Here is a 16,676-nt window from a genome sequence, read left to right on the forward strand (position 1 = left end):
GTTATTCCTCCTGCCCTTGATACCCATTTGGATGGCTGACATGCCAATTCCAAGCAGTCTCGATGATTGCTTCGACGTCGGTATAGACTGGTTTCCAGCCTAAAACCTTTCGTGCTTTTTCACTCGATGCCACTAAGGTACTTGGATCACCGGCACGGCGAGGCGCCACTCTGGCTGGGATCTCTTTTTTCGTTACATTGCGAGCAGCTTCCACCATTTCTTTCACAGAGTACCCATGATTGCTGCCTAAATTGAAGACATTGCTCTCATTGCCTTTTTGTAAATATTCTAATGCCAACAGGTGAGCAGCGATCAGATCTTCGACATGGACATAATCGCGAACACAAGTACCATCTGGAGTATCGTAATCCTCCCCAAAAATCGCTACCTCTTTACGTTGTCCTAAAGCAGCTTGCAAGATGATCGGTACTAAGTGTGTTTCTGGATCATGGTCTTCACCAATCGAAGCATCCGACTTCGCGCCAGCCACATTGAAATAACGCAATGCGACATACTTCATTCCATAAGCTTCATCGCACCAACGCATCATTTTTTCCATGATCAACTTGCTTTCGCCATATGGATTTTTAGGATTTGTTGGGGTTTCTTCCGTGATTGGACTATGGTCAGGTTCCCCATAAGTTGCTGCTGTAGAGGAAAAGACGATATGTTTCACTTGATGTTCCTTCATCACTTCTAAGAGGACCTGCATCCCATACACATTATTGTTGAAATACTTCAATGGTTTTTCCACAGATTCTCCCACCAAAGAGCTGGCAGCAAAGTGAATCACGCCATCGATCGTTTCTTTTTCAAATACCGATTGTAAAAATGCTTTGTCGCGAATATCTCCTTCATAAAAGGTTGCTGCTGGATGGATCGCTTGGCGATGTCCTGTCAGCAAATTGTCAACGACAACGACTTGTTTTCCTTGTTCGATCAATTGATCGACTGCATGAGAACCGATATAGCCGGCTCCTCCTAATACTAAAATCGCCATATTTTCAGCCTTCTTTCTTCATTCCTTCATCGTTTCTTATTCTACAGTTTTCGTGCACCATCATCAATACTTGCTTGATAAATGTCGGTTGCGTAGCCGATTTCTGCTAAATAGGCTGCTTTGACTGACGCTTCGAAATCAGCCCATTCACTTGCTTTGACCAATGCGATCCCGCAACCGCCAAAGCCCGCACCAGTCATCCGCGCACCTAGAACAGCAGGGTGCGCTTGAGCGGCTGCGACTAGTGTATCTAGTTCATGTCCTGTCACTTCATAATCATCTCGCAATGAAGCATGGGAGGCATTTAATAACTGGCCGAATTCTTCAAGATCACCAGCAGTCAAAGCAACTTTTGCTTTCAATGTCCGTTGGTTTTCCGTCACCGCATGTTTCGCCCGTTTGATCAAGCGTGGATCATCGATCAATGCTGTATTTGCAAAAAAGGTTGCTTCGTCTAATGCGCCCAATGAATCAATGGCTAATGATTTTTGCAAACGAGCCAATGCTTCTTCACATTCTGCACGTCGTTCATTGTATTTAGAATCAGCCAATTCGCGTCGCTTATTGGTATTCATGATCGCTACGACATAATCGCCAAATGCCGCTGGTACGACTTCATAATTTAACGTGTTCGTATCTAAAAGCAGTGCATGGTCTTTTTGACCCATTCCGATCGCAAATTGATCCATGATCCCTGAGTTAACGCCAATAAACTCATTTTCGACTTTTTTGCCAATTTTAACTAAGTCCAAGGTCGTCAGGGTTAAATCAAAGAGATCTTTTAGACAAACCCCCGTCAGCAATTCAATCGATGCCGAAGAAGAAAGACCTGCGCCATTCGGAATGTTGCCATAAAAAGCGATGTCAAAGCCTCGATCGATCACTTGCCCCGCTTCTTTTAGGAAACGAACGACTCCTTTCGGATAGTTTGTCCAATCATCTTCTTTTCGGTAATCCAGCTCATCTAACGAAAAGGAGATCACGCCTTTTTCTGGAAAGTTCTCTGAATAGAGTTGGATCAACTGGTCTTCACGTTTTCGTGCTACTGCATACGTCCCTAATGTGATCGCCGCCGGGAAAACATAACCGCCATTGTAATCCGTGTGTTCACCGATCAAGTTGATTCTCCCTGGTGCAAAATACATGCCTGTGCCTTCTGTTCCAAATTTATCAATAAATATCTGTTGCAATTGCTCCATTTCTCTCACTCCCACTTTCTTTTTAGTAAACTTATTGTAAAATATTTACTAAATTATTTCAAGCGTTTTCAGTCCCAAAAGTGATTTTTTTTGATATTTTTTCCGTTTTCATTCATAATGAACCTATAACTAAAGGCGAGGTGTTTAATGATGAAACGATTTCTTTCAGGATTTTTAGTAGGAACAGTCGCAACGGTTGCTGCAGCTGCAAGTGTTGTTATGACGGTCAAGAAACAAGTGATTGATCCAATTGATGAACAGCAAGCGGATCATGATGAAAAACGGAAACGTGCGATGCGTAAAAGCGTTGCCCGTTAATCATTTGCTACAAAAGAGCCGTCAGCCTTCAATAGGCTGGCGGCTCTTTTAGTTAATCATTCTTCCTTCTCCAGTAAGTCCTGCAAAATCACGGCTTGATTTTGTTCTTCATTTTTCGCTCCGTATAGTAAGGTAACGGTCTCTTGTTCAGCAACCAACGCGTTTAACTGTGCCAAGGCAACTTTTGCGGGCGCTTTCTCTAATTCTTGTAGATAGCGGTCTTTAAACGCATCAAAACGTTCAGGATCATGCCCAAACCATTTGCGCAATTCAGTACTTGGTGCGACTGCTTTGAGCCATAGATCGATCTGAGCTGTTTCCTTTTTCATCCCTCTAGGCCAGATGCGATCCACCAATACCCGATAGCCATCTATCGTTTCCGCCGCTTCATAAATTCTTTTTCGCTTGATCAACGCACACTCTCCTTATTGATAGACCTAAGTTCAAATAAAGGCAAAAGCCCACAATGTAAATTGAACAATGACTTACTTGAAACACTCCGTTTGGTGTTTCGTCACTCATTCAAATTTGCTTGTGTTCTTTTGCCTTGAGTTCTCTGTTTTATAAACTATTTTTCTTTTTCGTCTTGCCGCTCCAGCCTTCATATCCTTCTTTTAGGATATAGACATTGGTAAAGCCTTCTTTACGTAATTTATTCGCTGCGCGAATACTCAACGATTTACGCGTGTCATATAAGTAGATCGGTTGATCTTTACGAAATGCGCTGAAGGAATTCGTCAAAACAGTAAAAGGAATATTACGCGCCCCTAAAATATGTCCACTGTCAAACTCATTTTTTTCCCGAACATCGATCACTTGGGCTTTCTTCATTCCTGCTTTGAATTCATCTTCTGAGATGATCGTTGCTGAACGGCGTCCCATGATTTGAAAATACGCCCAGTTCAAAGCGATTGCTAAGATGATTAATCCCAAAACCAAGTTTAGCCACATAATTGGTGTCATTTCTTCTATTCCTCTCTATTGTAACAATCATTCTTTTTTTGATTTATGCTGGTTGAATGTATCATTGCCTAGCAGCTTGGCATCTAAGCTTTTGCTGCAAATTGCAAAGCTAATGATGCTGCCCCGATCACACCGGCATCATTCCCAAGTTCTGCCAATTTGATTTCGGTACTTTCCGTTACCTGTGGGAAGGTAAACTGAGCAAAGTAGGCAGCAACTCGTTCACGTAAAAATTCACCGGCTGCTGATACGCCTCCACCTAAAACGATACTCGATGGATTTAATGTGTTTCCTAAGTTTCCGCATGCCAACCCAAGGTAGAAGCACACTTTATCAACGACCATCAAGCCAAATGGATCGTTTGCTTGAGCCGCTTCAAAAATATCTTTACTTGAAACATCTTCCCCATTGTCCAGCTGCTGTTTCAATGCCGAATCGCCAGCATATTCTTCTGCCAACTGTCGAGCAACTCGCACAACACCCGTCGCACTAGAAACCGTTTCTAAACAACCACGTTTGCCGCAAGTACATTCAAACCCTTCAGGATCAACAGTGATATGACCGATTTCTCCAGCACAACCAGCAACCCCATGAAGCAATTGCCCTTCCATGATGATACCGCCGCCAACACCTGTACCTAGTGTGATAAAGATGACATCAGGATTGTTATCCCCTGCCCCTTTCCAGCGCTCACCTAAAGCTGCTACATTGGCATCGTTATCGATGGCAAAGGGGATTTTTGTGCCTTTTTCAATCAGTTCTTTGACTGGCTGAAGTGTTTTCCAGTTCAGATTGTAGGCACCGATGACGGTTCCTTTGTCACGATCGACACTTCCTGGTGTCCCCATACCAATACCGATAAATGCTTCTGGCTGTAAGCCATATAATTCTAGGCGATGATTGATCGATGCCACGATTTCTGGCACAATATGTGAGCCTTCATCAAGAATATTGGTGTCAATACTCCATTTTTGCTGAATCTCGCCTTCGCTCGTTAAAATAGCGAATTTCACCGTTGTTCCGCCTAAATCAATTCCGATGATTTTTTTGTCCATCACTTGTTTTCCTCCCGGCTTTCTTCAATTCGATGCTCCCGCGTAAGAATTCGCCGGGCAGTCAGATATACATCCCGATCTATCAAGCGACTGTCATAAAAGTTTTTCAGCTCGATTTGCATCAGTTCTATATCGTAGATCCGCTTGCCGACATATACGTAAACACCAAATTGTTTCAGTAATTGTTGTACGTCATATAACGTTTCCATTTAACCACTTCCTGCTTATTATACAAGTAATTAATATTTTTTAAAACCATATATCACAAAAATAGCCAATAAGAAAACAAAGAGTACGCCAGAGAGGATTCTGGTGTGTATCGAATATTTTCCGTAGTTCTTTGGCAATGCCAAAAGATTCCCTAGTAATAACCCACCGAGGATCCCCCCAATGTGTCCCCACATATCGATCGTTTGATCAAACACCCCAAAAACCAGGTTCAATCCAACGAATAGGGCAAATTGCCGTACCATTGCTTGGATGCGGTAATCATTTCTAAAATGCCAACCTAAAATCAAAAATGCCCCGAAAAGTCCGAATAAAGAAGTACTCGCGCCTGCTGATTGAACCCCTATTTGGTTGAAGGCAAAACTCATGGTATTGCCCATGATGCCGCTTAGCAAATACAAGGCAAAAAAACGGCTATGACCATAGATGGCTTCTACTTGCTGCCCCATATAATACAGAATCACAGAATTGATCGCAAAATGAGCCAAACCGAAATGTAGAAAGATCGGGGTAACGAAACGCCAATATTCATTTAAATAAACGACAAACGGACCAAACATCACCCCGCCTGATTGAATAGAGGGACTAAAATAACCTAAGATAAACACAATTGTTTGGATAGCTAAAAACAGATACGTGAAGACCGGCTGATTCAGCCATCTTTTCATTTGAGAATTCATTGACGTGCTCCTTTACGTGCGAATAAGAGAATCCGTATAGATTTTATCGATTGGGATGTCGAATACATCTGGTGTCCATTGATCGTTGAATTGCTCTCCGAAGACCAAAGAAACGGTCTTGCCATCGAAAGCTGACAAGAAACGATCATAATAGCCACCGCCAAAGCCGATGCGATAGCCGTTTTTAGAAAACGCCAAACCGGGAACAATCAGCAAATCCAAGTGATGGGCTTCTTGCTCACTGATCGGCTCTTCAACTCCAAATGCCGACGCTTCATAACGCGTTGTCGGCTCCACATGATAAAACTGCAATTTTTTCTGTTGTGCTTTCGGCACTGCGATTCGTTTGTTTTGTTCAAATCCTTTAGCAAAAATAGCCGCTGTATCAAATTCAAATGGCAACGAACGGATCACACCTACTGACTCAGCTGTTTGCCAAATCTGAGAAGAAAACAGCAACTGCAAAATCAGCGTTTCTTTCTGCTGCTTTTGTTTGATTGGCATTTGTTTTAATGTTTGGATCATGTGCTCTCTAATGACTGGTTTTTCCATTGGATCACTCCTCTCAGAAATAGTACCAAAAACTGTGTCCAAATAGCAAACTAGAATCGCAGATTTCTTGACAAGATCATGACTAGTTGCTCATCCTTCTTTACGTCGGATCAGCAAAAAGACAAAGTATGGTGCCCCTACGATAGAAATGATGATACCAGCTGGGATCTCGCCGCTTGTCAATAGCAAACGACCGATCGTATCACTGACTAAGACTAGCAGACTGCCGATCATTCCCGCTAAGAAAAAGGCACTGCGAGATTCTCTGCCGATGAGTCCCTTAGCGATATGAGGCGCCAATAAGCCCACAAAGGCTAAATTACCAGTATAGCCAACCGTACTGGTAGCCAAACCAACCGCGATCACTAAAAACCACGTCCGCAAACGGGTCAAAGAAACCCCTAAGCTAATTGCCTGCTCCTCGCCAAAGCCAAGTAAGTTAAGCCTTGGTACGGTCCAGAAAGCTGCGGCAGACAATACGATGACCCAAGGAAGCAGACTGGTGATTTGCTGCCAAGAAGTTCCCCAAATCGAACCAGAAAGCCACGCTGTTACAAAGCGATAGCGGTCTTTTGATAATTCCACCGTAAAGAGTAAGGTAGCCGCCGCCAGCCCTGCATTGACGGCGATTCCCGCCAGCAGTACTCGCTCCATCGATAACAATTGGCGGTGCTTATAGGCAATCAAATAGACCAGTACAGCAGCTAATAAACCACCGATGATCCCAACGACAGGCAAAAGCTGCGATCCTTGGGTATAAAAACCTAAGTAGATCATCACAAAGAGCCCTGCCCCATTGTTGATTCCTACGATACTTGCATCAGCCAACTCATTTCTCGTCACTCCTTGCAAGACAAACCCAGAAAAACCAAAGGCACCACCAGCGATCAGCGCTAGACAAGCCCGTGGTAGTCGAAACTCAGTAAAAGTCAGTACTTGACTCGAAGATGCCGTTCCTTGAAAGATTGCCCCTAATGCCTGAAAGGATAAAATTGTTTTTCCCACCATGACACTTCCTAAAAAAGCGACCATCAGCAGTAGGAAAAAAACAGAGAGTGTTTTTTTCATCAGCCTTCCCTCCGTATCTTGATCAATAGAAAAGGCACACCAATCAATGCCATCAGTATCCCAAAGGGTGTCTCAAAGGGCGGATTGATCAGGCGGCCAGCCAGATCAGCGGCCATCACCAGTGTTCCCCCTCCAAGGATCGTCAAAGGCAAAATCAGTTGATAGTTTTTGCCCACCATTCCCCGCACGACATGAGGAACCATTAAGCCGACAAAACTGACCGGTCCAACAAGCGAAACTGCCATTCCCGCCAAAACTACGACTAACAGTAAGGCAGATGCCCGAATCAGATGCGGGTGCTTGCCTAATGAAATGACGGTGTCATCTCCTAGCGCTAACAGATTCAACGCTTTTCCTAGACGTAGCACAAAAACGATGGCAATCAGATATATGGGGCCCACAAAACGCAGTTGCTGCCAAGTCACATTTGCGGCACCACCGATAAACCAAAAGGCTAACTCTTGATTTAAATCAAATTGCAGTGACAGGGTCTGACTGATGGCTGAGAAAAAAGAACTTAGTGCCACACCAGCCAAAATCAAACCTGTAGGTGACATACCCAATTTGGCATAGCGAGTCAGTAAAAAAAGCAGCGCAGTTGCCGCAAAGGCACCAAAAAACGAAAATAGCGCCGCTTGACTCGGTTGAATACTAGGAAATAGGATAAATGCGATCGCTAATCCCATCGCAGCCCCACTGTTGACACCTAAAAGACCGCCATCTGCCAGAGCGTTTTTCGTAATTCCCTGCATGATAGCTCCCGTAACAGCAAAACAACTTCCTACTAGAAAAGCAGCCAACACACGGGGCAATCGAATATTGCGCAAGACTTGATGCAGCTGATTCTCATAATCAAAAGCAAAGATAGCATTCCAGATCGTTTCAAAGGAAAGGTCTACAGCGCCTTGGGTGATCGCCAAAAAGAAACAGATAATAAAGCAGCCGCTAAAAAGCAGCAGCAACCAAGAAAACTTTTTCATGCTTGGGCTCCTAACTCATAGGTCAAGACCAATGGCTTTGTGCTATTAGGAAAGGTTCCTAACATGGCGTCGATCTCAAACAAACGCTGTAGCCACTCTTTGGTCAGCACTGTTTCTGGTGTACCAGAGACCAACAGTTCTCCACCTTTTAATGCATAAATATAATCAGAAAAACGCGAGGCATGATTCAGGTCATGAATCGACATAATGATCGTTTTTCCGTAGGTTTTATTGATTTGCTGTAATAAGAGCAAAATTTCTAATTGATGCGCTGGATCTAAAAAGGTCGTTGGTTCATCTAAAATCACGATATCCGTATCTTGCGCAAGTGCCATGGCGATCCAAACGCGCTGTTTTTGTCCCCCTGACAGCGTGCTGATCGTTTCATCTGCTAGTGCTGTCAAACCCGTTGCCTGCAAGGACCAGTCGATCGCCGCAAGATCTTGTTCCGATAAACTATTTAGTCCTTTTTGATAGGGAAAACGACCATAAGAAACAATTTCGCGAATCGTCAAGCCAATCGATGAATCGCTAACTTGTGAGAGCAGCGCAATCTTTTTTGCTACTTCTTTGGTTTTGATGTTTTGCAGGTTTTGTGCATCTAAGAGGACCTCACCAGACAATGGCTGTAAAATTCGGGCAAGTGCCTTTAAAAACGTCGATTTCCCACTGCCGTTCGGACCGATTAAGCCGATGATTTTCCCTTCTGGCATCTCAATTGTTAGATTTTGCACAATTTTTTGTTTTTGATAGCCGACACTCAAGTCAACTGTTCGTAATTTCGCCATATTCGTCCCCAAAATAAATGATTGATAATGCTTATCAATTATGAATGTAATCCTACTATTCGTCAATAGTTCTAAAAAAAGGAAATAAAAAAATAAGATTGACAAAGGCGCGTTTCTTCGTGATAATAGCTATCAGCAAATGAGAACTATTCTCAATTAAAACAATAAGTGCTCAACATGTAACAAAGGAGGAAGTGTTTCTATGAAACAATGGTCAAAAAGAAGTACTTGGCTTACCCTGCTAGCTGCCTGCTCCCTTACCCTACTGGGTGCTTGCAGCACGAATAATGACTCAACGTATAGCAGTGGATCAGCCACTACTTCTTCAGAAATAGCAACAACCTTTACCGATGCGATGGGAAATGAAGTCACTGTTCCCGAAAACCCACAGCGGGTGATTGGTAGTTATTTGGAAGATTATTTGGTCGCTTTAGGGGTAACACCGGTTGCTCAATGGACCGTCGGCAATGACAGTGATCAAGCATACTTGCAAGACAAACTGGCGGAGGTTCCAAGGATCAACTACGATCTGCCCTTTGAAGATGTCTTGAGCTTTGAGCCAGACCTGTTGCTGATGGATAGCAATTCCATGGTGGAAGGCGACAAATATGATCAATACAGTAAAATCGCGCCGACCTATGTGGTCACAAATGGCGAAGACGTGACTTGGCGGGAACGTCTGACAGATATCGCAAAGGTGTTACACAAAGAAGAGCAAGCTGCCCAAGTAGAAGCTGATTATGATGAATTAGTCGCTGCTACCAAGGAAACGTACGCTGATCAAATCCAAGGCAAGTCGATCGCTGTATTATGGGTGGTCAATAACTCTGTCTTCATGGTTTCAGAAACAAAATCAAGCGGTCAGCTGCTGTATCACGAACTCGGGTTTGAAGTTCCCTCACTGGTTTCGGAAATCAGTGAAAGTGCCACTGCTGACTGGTCTGCCGTTTCTCTGGAAAAATTAGCAGAATTGGATGCCGATTACTTGATTTTAGTGAATAGTGATAAAGGCGCTGATTTTTTCAGCGAACAAGTCTGGCAAAATCTTGATGCAGTCAAAAACAATCGTTTATGGGAATTCGGCCCTGAATCAAGCTGGCTCTACAACGGTCCGATCGCCTATACCAAAATGATCGAAGATATCCAGAGCAAATTGGACTAATGCGTTTCAAGAAATTCGTCAAGTAAAACTACTTAACAAATTTCAGGAAAAAGCTAGCATTCCCTCACGAAACATGCTATTATATTTTAGTCTGAGAGATTTCTTAGAGGATTCTTGTATCGTTAGGGGGGAAAATCATGCGCGTAAACATCACATTAGAGTGCACTTCTTGTAAAGAACGCAACTACTTATCAAACAAAAACAAACGTAACAATCCTGATCGTTTGGAAAAGAAAAAATATTGCCCACGCGAAAGAAAAGTTACTTTACACCGCGAAACAAAATAATGCTATTTAAGAAGTTCGCAAACGCTGATAACCAAGGCGTTTGCGAACTTCTTTTTTTGAATCAATACAATTTGACCCACATATTGACCCACAACGAACGGACTTTTCTTCTACTCTACCCTAATGTATTCTAACAGCTAATTATATTGAGGATTAATTTATAAACTTGTTCGCTTTACAAAGAGAACAAACGTTCTTATTATTTGGGTAAGGAGGAGTGATAATCATGGCAATGATAAAACCTTATGTAGACCGAAAAAAGCTCAAATGGGTAGGATTTTTTCTGTCTGAGCATACAGCCGACATCGCTAGAATTGAAAAAGAATTGAAATACACATGCCCTGCTAAACCTGAAATGGATGAAAAAGAAATCAGTGATTTTTTGCAAACTGCAGTCACAAAAAATAGAAAGCTAGCAATTCAACTTAATCATGTGGTAGACGATAAATACATGCCGAAAATCGTTGGTTTTTTGAAAGGCTATGATGATATTGGTATTTACTTGGACGACACCCTCGTGCATTACGACGAGATTCGGAACGTAGAATTTTACGTTGAACAAAAGTGGTTTGAGGTATGAATATTATTACTATGTACGAACAAAAATATATCGACCTTGAAACGTTTATCGATGAATTTCCAGACAGTATTTCTGAGTCACAGGAAGCTTTGTACGGCTCACAATGTATCGAGTTTTATGTTGATGTCACGCTAGGTAAAACGGACTATCACTATTATGTACTAGCTTATGGAGGCGATCAATGTGAAAACGATGAAAGGCTATGTTTCGAAGATACGTGTGTTGAAGATGAGCAAGACCCCTTTGGTGTGGCTCTCTCTCGATGAAGTGAATTGTTTAATTGCGGTGCATAGTTTAAAATTTCTAGCCGACGTGGACAAGGGAATGGAGATTTTGGTTGCTGGCGAATATAACGATCACAAACAGTTCATCGTGAAGAAGTATTCAGTAATTGGTAAGACGAAAATTATGATAGAATTTGAAGCAATGAAAAAAGACCTTAGCTTTCGCTAGGGTCTGTATGTTATGATTTACAAAAAAAGTGAGGGTTTAAAATGAAAAAATTTCAGGTTTTCTTTGGATATATTGTAATTATTAGTTTCATTTTTTTACCAATCAACTTTTTTGTTAAAAATGATTTATATACAGTTCTCATAAGTGTTTTTACGACTTTGACACTTTTTAGAATTAGTCCTGGTCAAAGTCAAGACTATCCTTTTTCTTTTTCATTGGGATTATTTTACCAGGGTCACTCGGAATAATTCTTTTATCCTCAATTTCTTTTGAAATCTTCTTATTATTAAGATTGATTGCTTCAATTTCAGCTTTCATTTTTTCTCTTTCAAGTTTTCCTTTTCCGAAAAAGTAAGGGTGTATTCCTTGCAGTTTAAACCCAGCAATATTTACTTCACCAAAACCAATAGCACATAATATAACCGAATAAGCCAATATAGTACCCGGTGTGATTGAAGAAGGATCAACTATATTTCCTAATATTTGAAATAATTTAGAGATAGAATCTACTGCGGCTGACACCGCAATGTCTCCTGGAGATTGAACATCAATTTTCATGTCTATCTCATCTGAATCATTACCAGTAGTTTCAATTAAAACACTAGTTAGTTCGTGCCAATCTTTTATTGTGACTCCTTCATTTGTAGAAACAAAGCAAGATGCTGTAACTTCATCTCCATATTTTACAATAAATGAAAGAAGTGAATTAATCTCTCTGGAAAATTCAGTCACATTAAATATTGTTTGATGTGCCGATAAAACCCAAAACATTTTTTGTGGCAAACTTGCCCTTCCTATCTCTTTGATCCAAGTTACTCGCCTTCTCTTTATAAAAGGGCAAGGTTTTATTTCAGTATCTTCAGAATCTTCGACAACTGATACACCATCAAACATATCGGAGTCAATAACCCCTATTAAAAAAAAGTTCGAGCTTTTTGAAGGTACTATAACAATATCCCCTTTTTTCATTTCAAACATAAAGTTATAAAGTCTCTTGGAGTATAGAGTATGGGATTGAGGTTTTAAATCTGGATATTTTTCTCCATAGATAACTTTCAAAATCTCTATTGAGTCCAGGTTATGAAATCCGTCTTGTTTTTTCTTCTCATCAAGACTTTCTTTGGTAATTTTATCATCACCTATAGCTATAAAATTATTTTCTAGAAAATCTTGATAATACTCTCCTCCGTTCGCTCTAACCACCCAATACTTAGTTTTTTTTCGGTATTTCCAATACTGGAATTCGACTCAGCAGTTTATCATTCATAAAATCCCTCTTTTCATATCTGCAATTTAATTAAACCAAAAGGAAGCCCGAAAAACAAGCGCTTTCCTAGACTTCCTATAGCAGATATAATCGTATGAGAATTATAGAGAAATTATACCAACCGTCAATTTGCATTTCAATAAAAGCTATACTATATCAAAGAGGACAGAATAAAAATTGAGAATTTTTATGGAGAATATTTTTCAAATTTTAGCAAATAGCATTGAACAAAAATACTATCGATAGTATAGCGTGAATATAGAAAGAGAGGTGAGGAAGTGAAGCACAGAGAAAAGAGAACCCGAAAATTAGAAGTTGGCGTCGAAATCAACCTTCTAATATTCAAGTTCTCAATAAAACTTAGCCGGGGTGGTTAACACCCCCTAGCTTCTATGCTCATTATAACATGAAAAAAGAATGGAAATGGAAAAATATAACGATTGCTTTAGAGAAAATTAAACCAGATTGGAAAGTGGCTCTTGCCTGGATTGGTTTCCTAGGATTAATTATTTGGCTTATTTGGTTTAGGTAAATAAAGGAGGCGTGTACTCTTGGAAGAAAATAGCAGGCAGACTGAAGCAAATAAGAAATGGCAAAAAAAACCGGGAACACGCAAGATATTTGCGCAATCGTAGTACCACAAGATCATTTCTTCGCAAGCAAGCTACTCTTGAGGATATAGAAGAGATGGAAAGCATAATATTGGAACGAAGAAAAACCCTCCTACTCGAATCTGAGTAAGAGGACTTTTCTACTTTAGACAGTAATACCAGACAACCAATAAGATATCACTTTTCCATCCTTAGTCGGTCCAATCGCTAATTAACCACAGCCACCTGTTCTTGGCTGACGAACAAAGGCATGACCGCTGCGTTGAACTAATACTCGATCGGATTTCACTTGCTGACCACGCTTGAGCAAAACAAGTACAACTAAATCGGTCGGCTTAATCGTGTCAGAAGCGGACGTCCTTCGCAAGTTAATACCTTTGCTGCAGTAATTGTGACAGTTCCTGAACGACTATGCCAAACGTTTTGTTTCTCCTCTTTTATTGTAATTTGCTATTTAAATCATAGTTGCTAGATGTTGGATTACCTTCATTTTCCGCCACATCGGCTATTGAGCTTTGTTGATTATCAGGTGGTTTAAATTCATATTTTAGGGTAAGCCCAATACTATAAAAAGCGAGCATGATTTCTTTTAGTGGCATTGTATTATGCTTATTCATTGTTCCTCACTCCTTAATTTTGGGTACAAAAATAGCACTTACCAACCTTCTAAAGTTAGTGAGTGCTATTATTTTTCAACAATCGATTCTACTTCATTTTCAAAGAAAGCAACTGAACGATCTTTGAGTTTTCCTGATTGCGGTCGAATAACAAGATATTCGCCTTGATCATCATTATCTTCACTGGTAGTATAGTCGATAATTCTGCCTGACAAAATCTTTCCATCTAAAAATGTTACTCGAACTTCTTTTCCTAGATAGCTCGCTAAATCCATCTTAACTTTCCCCTTTCCAAGGCACCAAATGTGTTCTCTTTGCTGAGTGATGAATTTTAAATCCTTTTACTTCTGATCCTGTCCGATAATCAACACCCAGAACTGAATCAGTCATAATAGTTTCTTTATTCGTACGACCTTTGCTATTTATTTCAACAACACCGGTTCCAGCATATTTATCAAAAAGTTGTTGAGCATCAATGTGATCATAGAAAAAACTTTTCCCTTTTGTAGCTGCACTTTGCATATGGGGAGCCTGCATCTCAGGATTAATGATGGAGCCATACCTACCATCTTCCAATCTAGATTTTACAAAATAGTGATCTTTAAGGCTTTCCCATTCACTACTTTTATTATACTTTATATTTTGGTATTCATCTAATGTTTCAGGGACATTTATTTTGCCTAATACCCTTTTTAAACTTCTGTAATCGGCATTGTCTTTGGCAGCATTTTTAATCTTTTTTTTCTGCAGTTCTATTTCTTGATCCGAGTAATTTTCTTTCAGTCTATCCATCCACTCGTCGTATGTTGTACCACCGTTGATTGTCATCGTTTGACCATTAATCGGGTCCAATGCAATTCTAGTAATTTTCGAGGTACGTGGGTTGTATGCAATCGCGATTGTACGAAACCACAGGTGAAACGGCGGATATGTTCTCGGCATCATTAATAACCGCTTCTTTAACTAGATAGATCTTTCGATCTTTATCTTTACAGATTTCATATGTTTGTAAATCCAAAACAGCTACGAGCACATCAGCGTTCAAAGAGAATCGCAGATAAATGTGGTTTACACAATATTGGCAATCACGGTTTTCGCCACACCCACGCATCACTACTATTCGAAGCCGAAGCAAATTTTAAAGATGTGCAAACTAGACTTGGTCACTCTTCGATAGATATCACGATGGACATCTACACACATGTAACAGAAACGACCGAAAAGAAAACAGCAGATAAGTTTGCAAACTATGTTGGTTTCTAACTTGTTTTTTGACCTAATTTTGACCCACAACGAATCTCATGCACCACTATTTTCTGATTTATAGTCGCTTGAGAAACGTTGTCATCTCGCATTCTAACGAACTTAACCCCACACTGATTAGGTTGAATATTTACACCGCGAAACAAAATAATGCTATTTAAGAAGTTCGCAAACGCTGATAACCAAGGCGTTTGCGAACTTCTTTTTTGAATCAATACTTTCACCGTAGATTTAAGATTACCATTCGAACATAAACACCCCTCGCCGACTTTTCCATGGATGAAGGGTTAATTTTGCAGTAATTGACTTAGATTACTGCCGAAGAGCGACAGTTTCCACTGCTCCGATCCAGCTCGTCAGACGTAAACAGCAACCACGAATTTTGAAACTAGAGCTACTTTTTTTGCAGTTCATCATCAATCGTCACTACTCTTTATCTTGATGCAAATGAAAGGAATGAATCTAATGTCGAAGAATATGAAAAGAAGGAAAATTCTAAATTCCGCCTTGGTGATACTTGTGGTTTTAATCGCCATCTCTATCGTAATGAAACTTATTCAACTTTTTTAGGAAGGAGAGCGAGTGTTGATTGAAAAGAAAACATCTGATGCTCAACTTAAAGCATCGAGAAGATGGCAAGAAAAGAATAAAGAACAAATGAAGCACGTCCGCAATCGCCCTGTAGCTAAGGGTTACATCAAAAACGCATCTCTTGAAGAATTGCAGGAATTAGAGAAGTTGATCGCAGAACGCAAAATGCCCTATCGAGTTTAGGACAGGGCTTTTGAATTGTCATATTGCGATCGACTATATTATTGCCATGTAGCGACATGCGTTGGTCGTTTGTCGAAATAATTAGGTAAATCGTATGGTGATGCGATCAAAGGTTGATACATTCCGCCCACTTGAGCAGCCGCGGATGAGTACCAATATGCCTGCCAGACAATCTTTGAACAATATGTAGGATCCTTTTCAAAGATCTTCATATTGATTCCGTAACTATAGTTTTTGAATTCATAGTTATTCTTAGCCCATCGAGCCGCATCTGTTGGTCGGTATTGTGAGGTCGGACGATACAACTTAGTCCATCTATTTGTTCCGCTGTAACGTCTCATCCATTCAAAAATCCCAATTACTTCCGGTTTATATCCCGGACCTTGGATAGATAAAATCCCGCCATTACCTAATGTACCTAAAAAAATTCCTGCATGGCCAGTCAATCCTCCTAGAGAGGTTCCGTTCGTAATTAAAATATCACCCGCCTGTGGGTTTCCAGCGACACTTCGGAATTCTGGTGCAACCGTATCTGTCGGTGGAGGCGTGGTAGCTAATTGGACATATATCTCAAACGTTACTTCTTCGTCGAAAATTCCTAATTCTCGGTACTGTTCATATTGATCTCGTAACGTCTCTAAATCAAAACTTTTTGATGATCGCTGTTGGTTCTGTCTTAACTCGTTTTCCTCAAACTTATCTAGGTCTTCTCCGGTCAAGGCATATTTACTCAAAAAGTCTTCCATCTCATCTGCGATTACTTTTTCACCATTAAATACTACGACAGTAAGAATTCCGATAAAGCTCAAAATCCAAATGATTTTTTTCATA

23 protein-coding genes are annotated in these 16,676 nt (G+C 40.7%); 7 read left to right on the forward strand and 16 right to left on the reverse strand.

What is annotated here, in order from left to right; all coding sequences use genetic code 11:
• Position 1: 1 nt before the first annotated feature.
• Both galE and IGI73_RS10425 read right to left on the reverse strand, forming a co-directional pair.
• A complete protein-coding gene (gene galE, locus IGI73_RS10420; protein WP_005229400.1) occupies positions 2-1,000 on the reverse strand; it encodes a UDP-glucose 4-epimerase GalE in 999 nt (332 codons plus the stop codon).
• Positions 1,001-1,041: 41 nt separating this feature from the next.
• The gene (locus IGI73_RS10425) at positions 1,042-2,199 is read right to left on the reverse strand and encodes a galactokinase (protein ID WP_428207082.1); all 1,158 of its coding nucleotides are present in this window, start codon (positions 2,197-2,199) and stop codon (positions 1,042-1,044) included.
• Positions 2,200-2,349: 150 nt separating this feature from the next.
• Here IGI73_RS10425 and IGI73_RS10430 point away from each other — a divergent pair, with 150 nt between their 5' ends.
• Positions 2,350-2,517, forward strand: a complete 168-nt coding sequence (locus IGI73_RS10430) for a DUF3042 family protein (RefSeq protein WP_017144401.1) — start codon at positions 2,350-2,352, stop codon at positions 2,515-2,517.
• Positions 2,518-2,573: 56 nt separating this feature from the next.
• On the opposite strand, the gene IGI73_RS10435 is transcribed toward IGI73_RS10430, so the two are convergent.
• The 9 genes from IGI73_RS10435 to IGI73_RS10475 form a co-directional block, all read right to left on the reverse strand.
• Complete coding sequence (locus tag IGI73_RS10435; RefSeq protein WP_428207081.1) at positions 2,574-2,930, reverse strand: DUF488 domain-containing protein; 357 nt, start codon at positions 2,928-2,930, stop codon at positions 2,574-2,576.
• 148 nt (positions 2,931-3,078) lie between these two features.
• Positions 3,079-3,480 carry a rhodanese-like domain-containing protein gene (locus IGI73_RS10440; RefSeq protein ID WP_005229396.1) on the reverse strand — a complete coding sequence of 134 codons (402 nt, stop codon included), beginning with the start codon at positions 3,478-3,480 and terminating at the stop codon, positions 3,079-3,081.
• Positions 3,481-3,563: 83 nt separating this feature from the next.
• On the reverse strand, positions 3,564-4,535 hold the full coding sequence (locus tag IGI73_RS10445) for an ROK family glucokinase (RefSeq protein ID WP_005229395.1): 972 nt from the start codon (positions 4,533-4,535) through the stop codon (positions 3,564-3,566).
• Positions 4,535-4,744, reverse strand: coding sequence for a YqgQ family protein (locus tag IGI73_RS10450; protein ID WP_005229394.1), 210 nt, complete (start codon positions 4,742-4,744; stop codon positions 4,535-4,537). The genes IGI73_RS10445 and IGI73_RS10450 overlap by 1 nt, the downstream gene beginning before the upstream one ends.
• 30 nt (positions 4,745-4,774) lie before the next feature.
• Positions 4,775-5,443, reverse strand: coding sequence for a rhomboid family intramembrane serine protease (locus tag IGI73_RS10455; protein ID WP_005229393.1), 669 nt, complete (start codon positions 5,441-5,443; stop codon positions 4,775-4,777).
• 12 nt (positions 5,444-5,455) lie between these two features.
• Complete coding sequence (locus tag IGI73_RS10460; protein WP_010749307.1) at positions 5,456-5,995, reverse strand: 5-formyltetrahydrofolate cyclo-ligase; 540 nt, start codon at positions 5,993-5,995, stop codon at positions 5,456-5,458.
• 90 nt (positions 5,996-6,085) lie between these two features.
• The gene (locus IGI73_RS10465) at positions 6,086-7,063 is read right to left on the reverse strand and encodes a FecCD family ABC transporter permease (RefSeq protein WP_428207080.1); all 978 of its coding nucleotides are present in this window, start codon (positions 7,061-7,063) and stop codon (positions 6,086-6,088) included.
• Positions 7,063-8,043, reverse strand: coding sequence for a FecCD family ABC transporter permease (locus tag IGI73_RS10470; protein ID WP_428207079.1), 981 nt, complete (start codon positions 8,041-8,043; stop codon positions 7,063-7,065). The genes IGI73_RS10465 and IGI73_RS10470 overlap by 1 nt, the downstream gene beginning before the upstream one ends.
• Positions 8,040-8,831, reverse strand: a complete 792-nt coding sequence (locus IGI73_RS10475; protein WP_015510060.1) for an ABC transporter ATP-binding protein — start codon at positions 8,829-8,831, stop codon at positions 8,040-8,042. The genes IGI73_RS10470 and IGI73_RS10475 overlap by 4 nt, the downstream gene beginning before the upstream one ends.
• A 202-nt stretch (positions 8,832-9,033) precedes the next feature.
• On the opposite strand from IGI73_RS10475, the gene IGI73_RS10480 reads away from it, so the two are divergent.
• The 4 genes from IGI73_RS10480 to IGI73_RS10495 all read left to right on the forward strand — a co-directional run bounded on the left by IGI73_RS10480 (position 9,034) and on the right by IGI73_RS10495 (position 11,313).
• A complete protein-coding gene (locus IGI73_RS10480) occupies positions 9,034-9,993 on the forward strand; it encodes an ABC transporter substrate-binding protein (RefSeq protein WP_428207078.1) in 960 nt (319 codons plus the stop codon).
• 137 nt (positions 9,994-10,130) lie between these two features.
• Positions 10,131-10,280 carry a 50S ribosomal protein L33 gene (rpmG, locus tag IGI73_RS10485; RefSeq protein WP_005229384.1) on the forward strand — a complete coding sequence of 50 codons (150 nt, stop codon included), beginning with the start codon at positions 10,131-10,133 and terminating at the stop codon, positions 10,278-10,280.
• A gap of 226 nt (positions 10,281-10,506) precedes the next feature.
• The gene (locus IGI73_RS10490) at positions 10,507-10,860 is read left to right on the forward strand and encodes a hypothetical protein (RefSeq protein WP_159160897.1); all 354 of its coding nucleotides are present in this window, start codon (positions 10,507-10,509) and stop codon (positions 10,858-10,860) included.
• A gap of 183 nt (positions 10,861-11,043) precedes the next feature.
• The gene (locus IGI73_RS10495) at positions 11,044-11,313 is read left to right on the forward strand and encodes a hypothetical protein (RefSeq protein WP_159160896.1); all 270 of its coding nucleotides are present in this window, start codon (positions 11,044-11,046) and stop codon (positions 11,311-11,313) included.
• A gap of 174 nt (positions 11,314-11,487) precedes the next feature.
• On the opposite strand, the gene IGI73_RS10500 is transcribed toward IGI73_RS10495, so the two are convergent.
• The 4 genes from IGI73_RS10500 to IGI73_RS10515 form a co-directional block, all read right to left on the reverse strand.
• On the reverse strand, positions 11,488-12,516 hold the full coding sequence (locus IGI73_RS10500; protein WP_428207077.1) for a hypothetical protein: 1,029 nt from the start codon (positions 12,514-12,516) through the stop codon (positions 11,488-11,490).
• A 1,112-nt stretch (positions 12,517-13,628) separates the two neighbouring features.
• Complete coding sequence (locus IGI73_RS10505) at positions 13,629-13,808, reverse strand: hypothetical protein (RefSeq protein WP_428207076.1); 180 nt, start codon at positions 13,806-13,808, stop codon at positions 13,629-13,631.
• A 68-nt stretch (positions 13,809-13,876) separates the two neighbouring features.
• Positions 13,877-14,083, reverse strand: coding sequence for a hypothetical protein (locus IGI73_RS10510; RefSeq protein WP_159160892.1), 207 nt, complete (start codon positions 14,081-14,083; stop codon positions 13,877-13,879).
• 1 nt (position 14,084) lies between these two features.
• Positions 14,085-14,753, reverse strand: coding sequence for a polymorphic toxin type 50 domain-containing protein (locus IGI73_RS10515; protein WP_236550350.1), 669 nt, complete (start codon positions 14,751-14,753; stop codon positions 14,085-14,087).
• A 57-nt stretch (positions 14,754-14,810) separates the two neighbouring features.
• Here IGI73_RS10515 and IGI73_RS10520 point away from each other — a divergent pair, with 57 nt between their 5' ends.
• Positions 14,811-15,071, forward strand: a complete 261-nt coding sequence (locus tag IGI73_RS10520) for a tyrosine-type recombinase/integrase (protein ID WP_236550349.1) — start codon at positions 14,811-14,813, stop codon at positions 15,069-15,071.
• Positions 15,072-15,653: 582 nt separating this feature from the next.
• Positions 15,654-15,845 carry a hypothetical protein gene (locus tag IGI73_RS10525; RefSeq protein ID WP_413157832.1) on the forward strand — a complete coding sequence of 64 codons (192 nt, stop codon included), beginning with the start codon at positions 15,654-15,656 and terminating at the stop codon, positions 15,843-15,845.
• Between the two features lie 38 nt (positions 15,846-15,883).
• On the opposite strand, the gene IGI73_RS10530 is transcribed toward IGI73_RS10525, so the two are convergent.
• Positions 15,884-16,675, reverse strand: a complete 792-nt coding sequence (locus tag IGI73_RS10530) for a hypothetical protein (protein ID WP_034858352.1) — start codon at positions 16,673-16,675, stop codon at positions 15,884-15,886.
• Position 16,676: the final 1 nt, after the last annotated feature.

The sequence above is a fragment of the Enterococcus sp. DIV0755f genome, assembly GCF_051713725.1.
In the GTDB taxonomy this organism is placed as follows: Bacteria; Bacillota; Bacilli; order Lactobacillales; family Enterococcaceae; genus Enterococcus_D; species Enterococcus_D casseliflavus.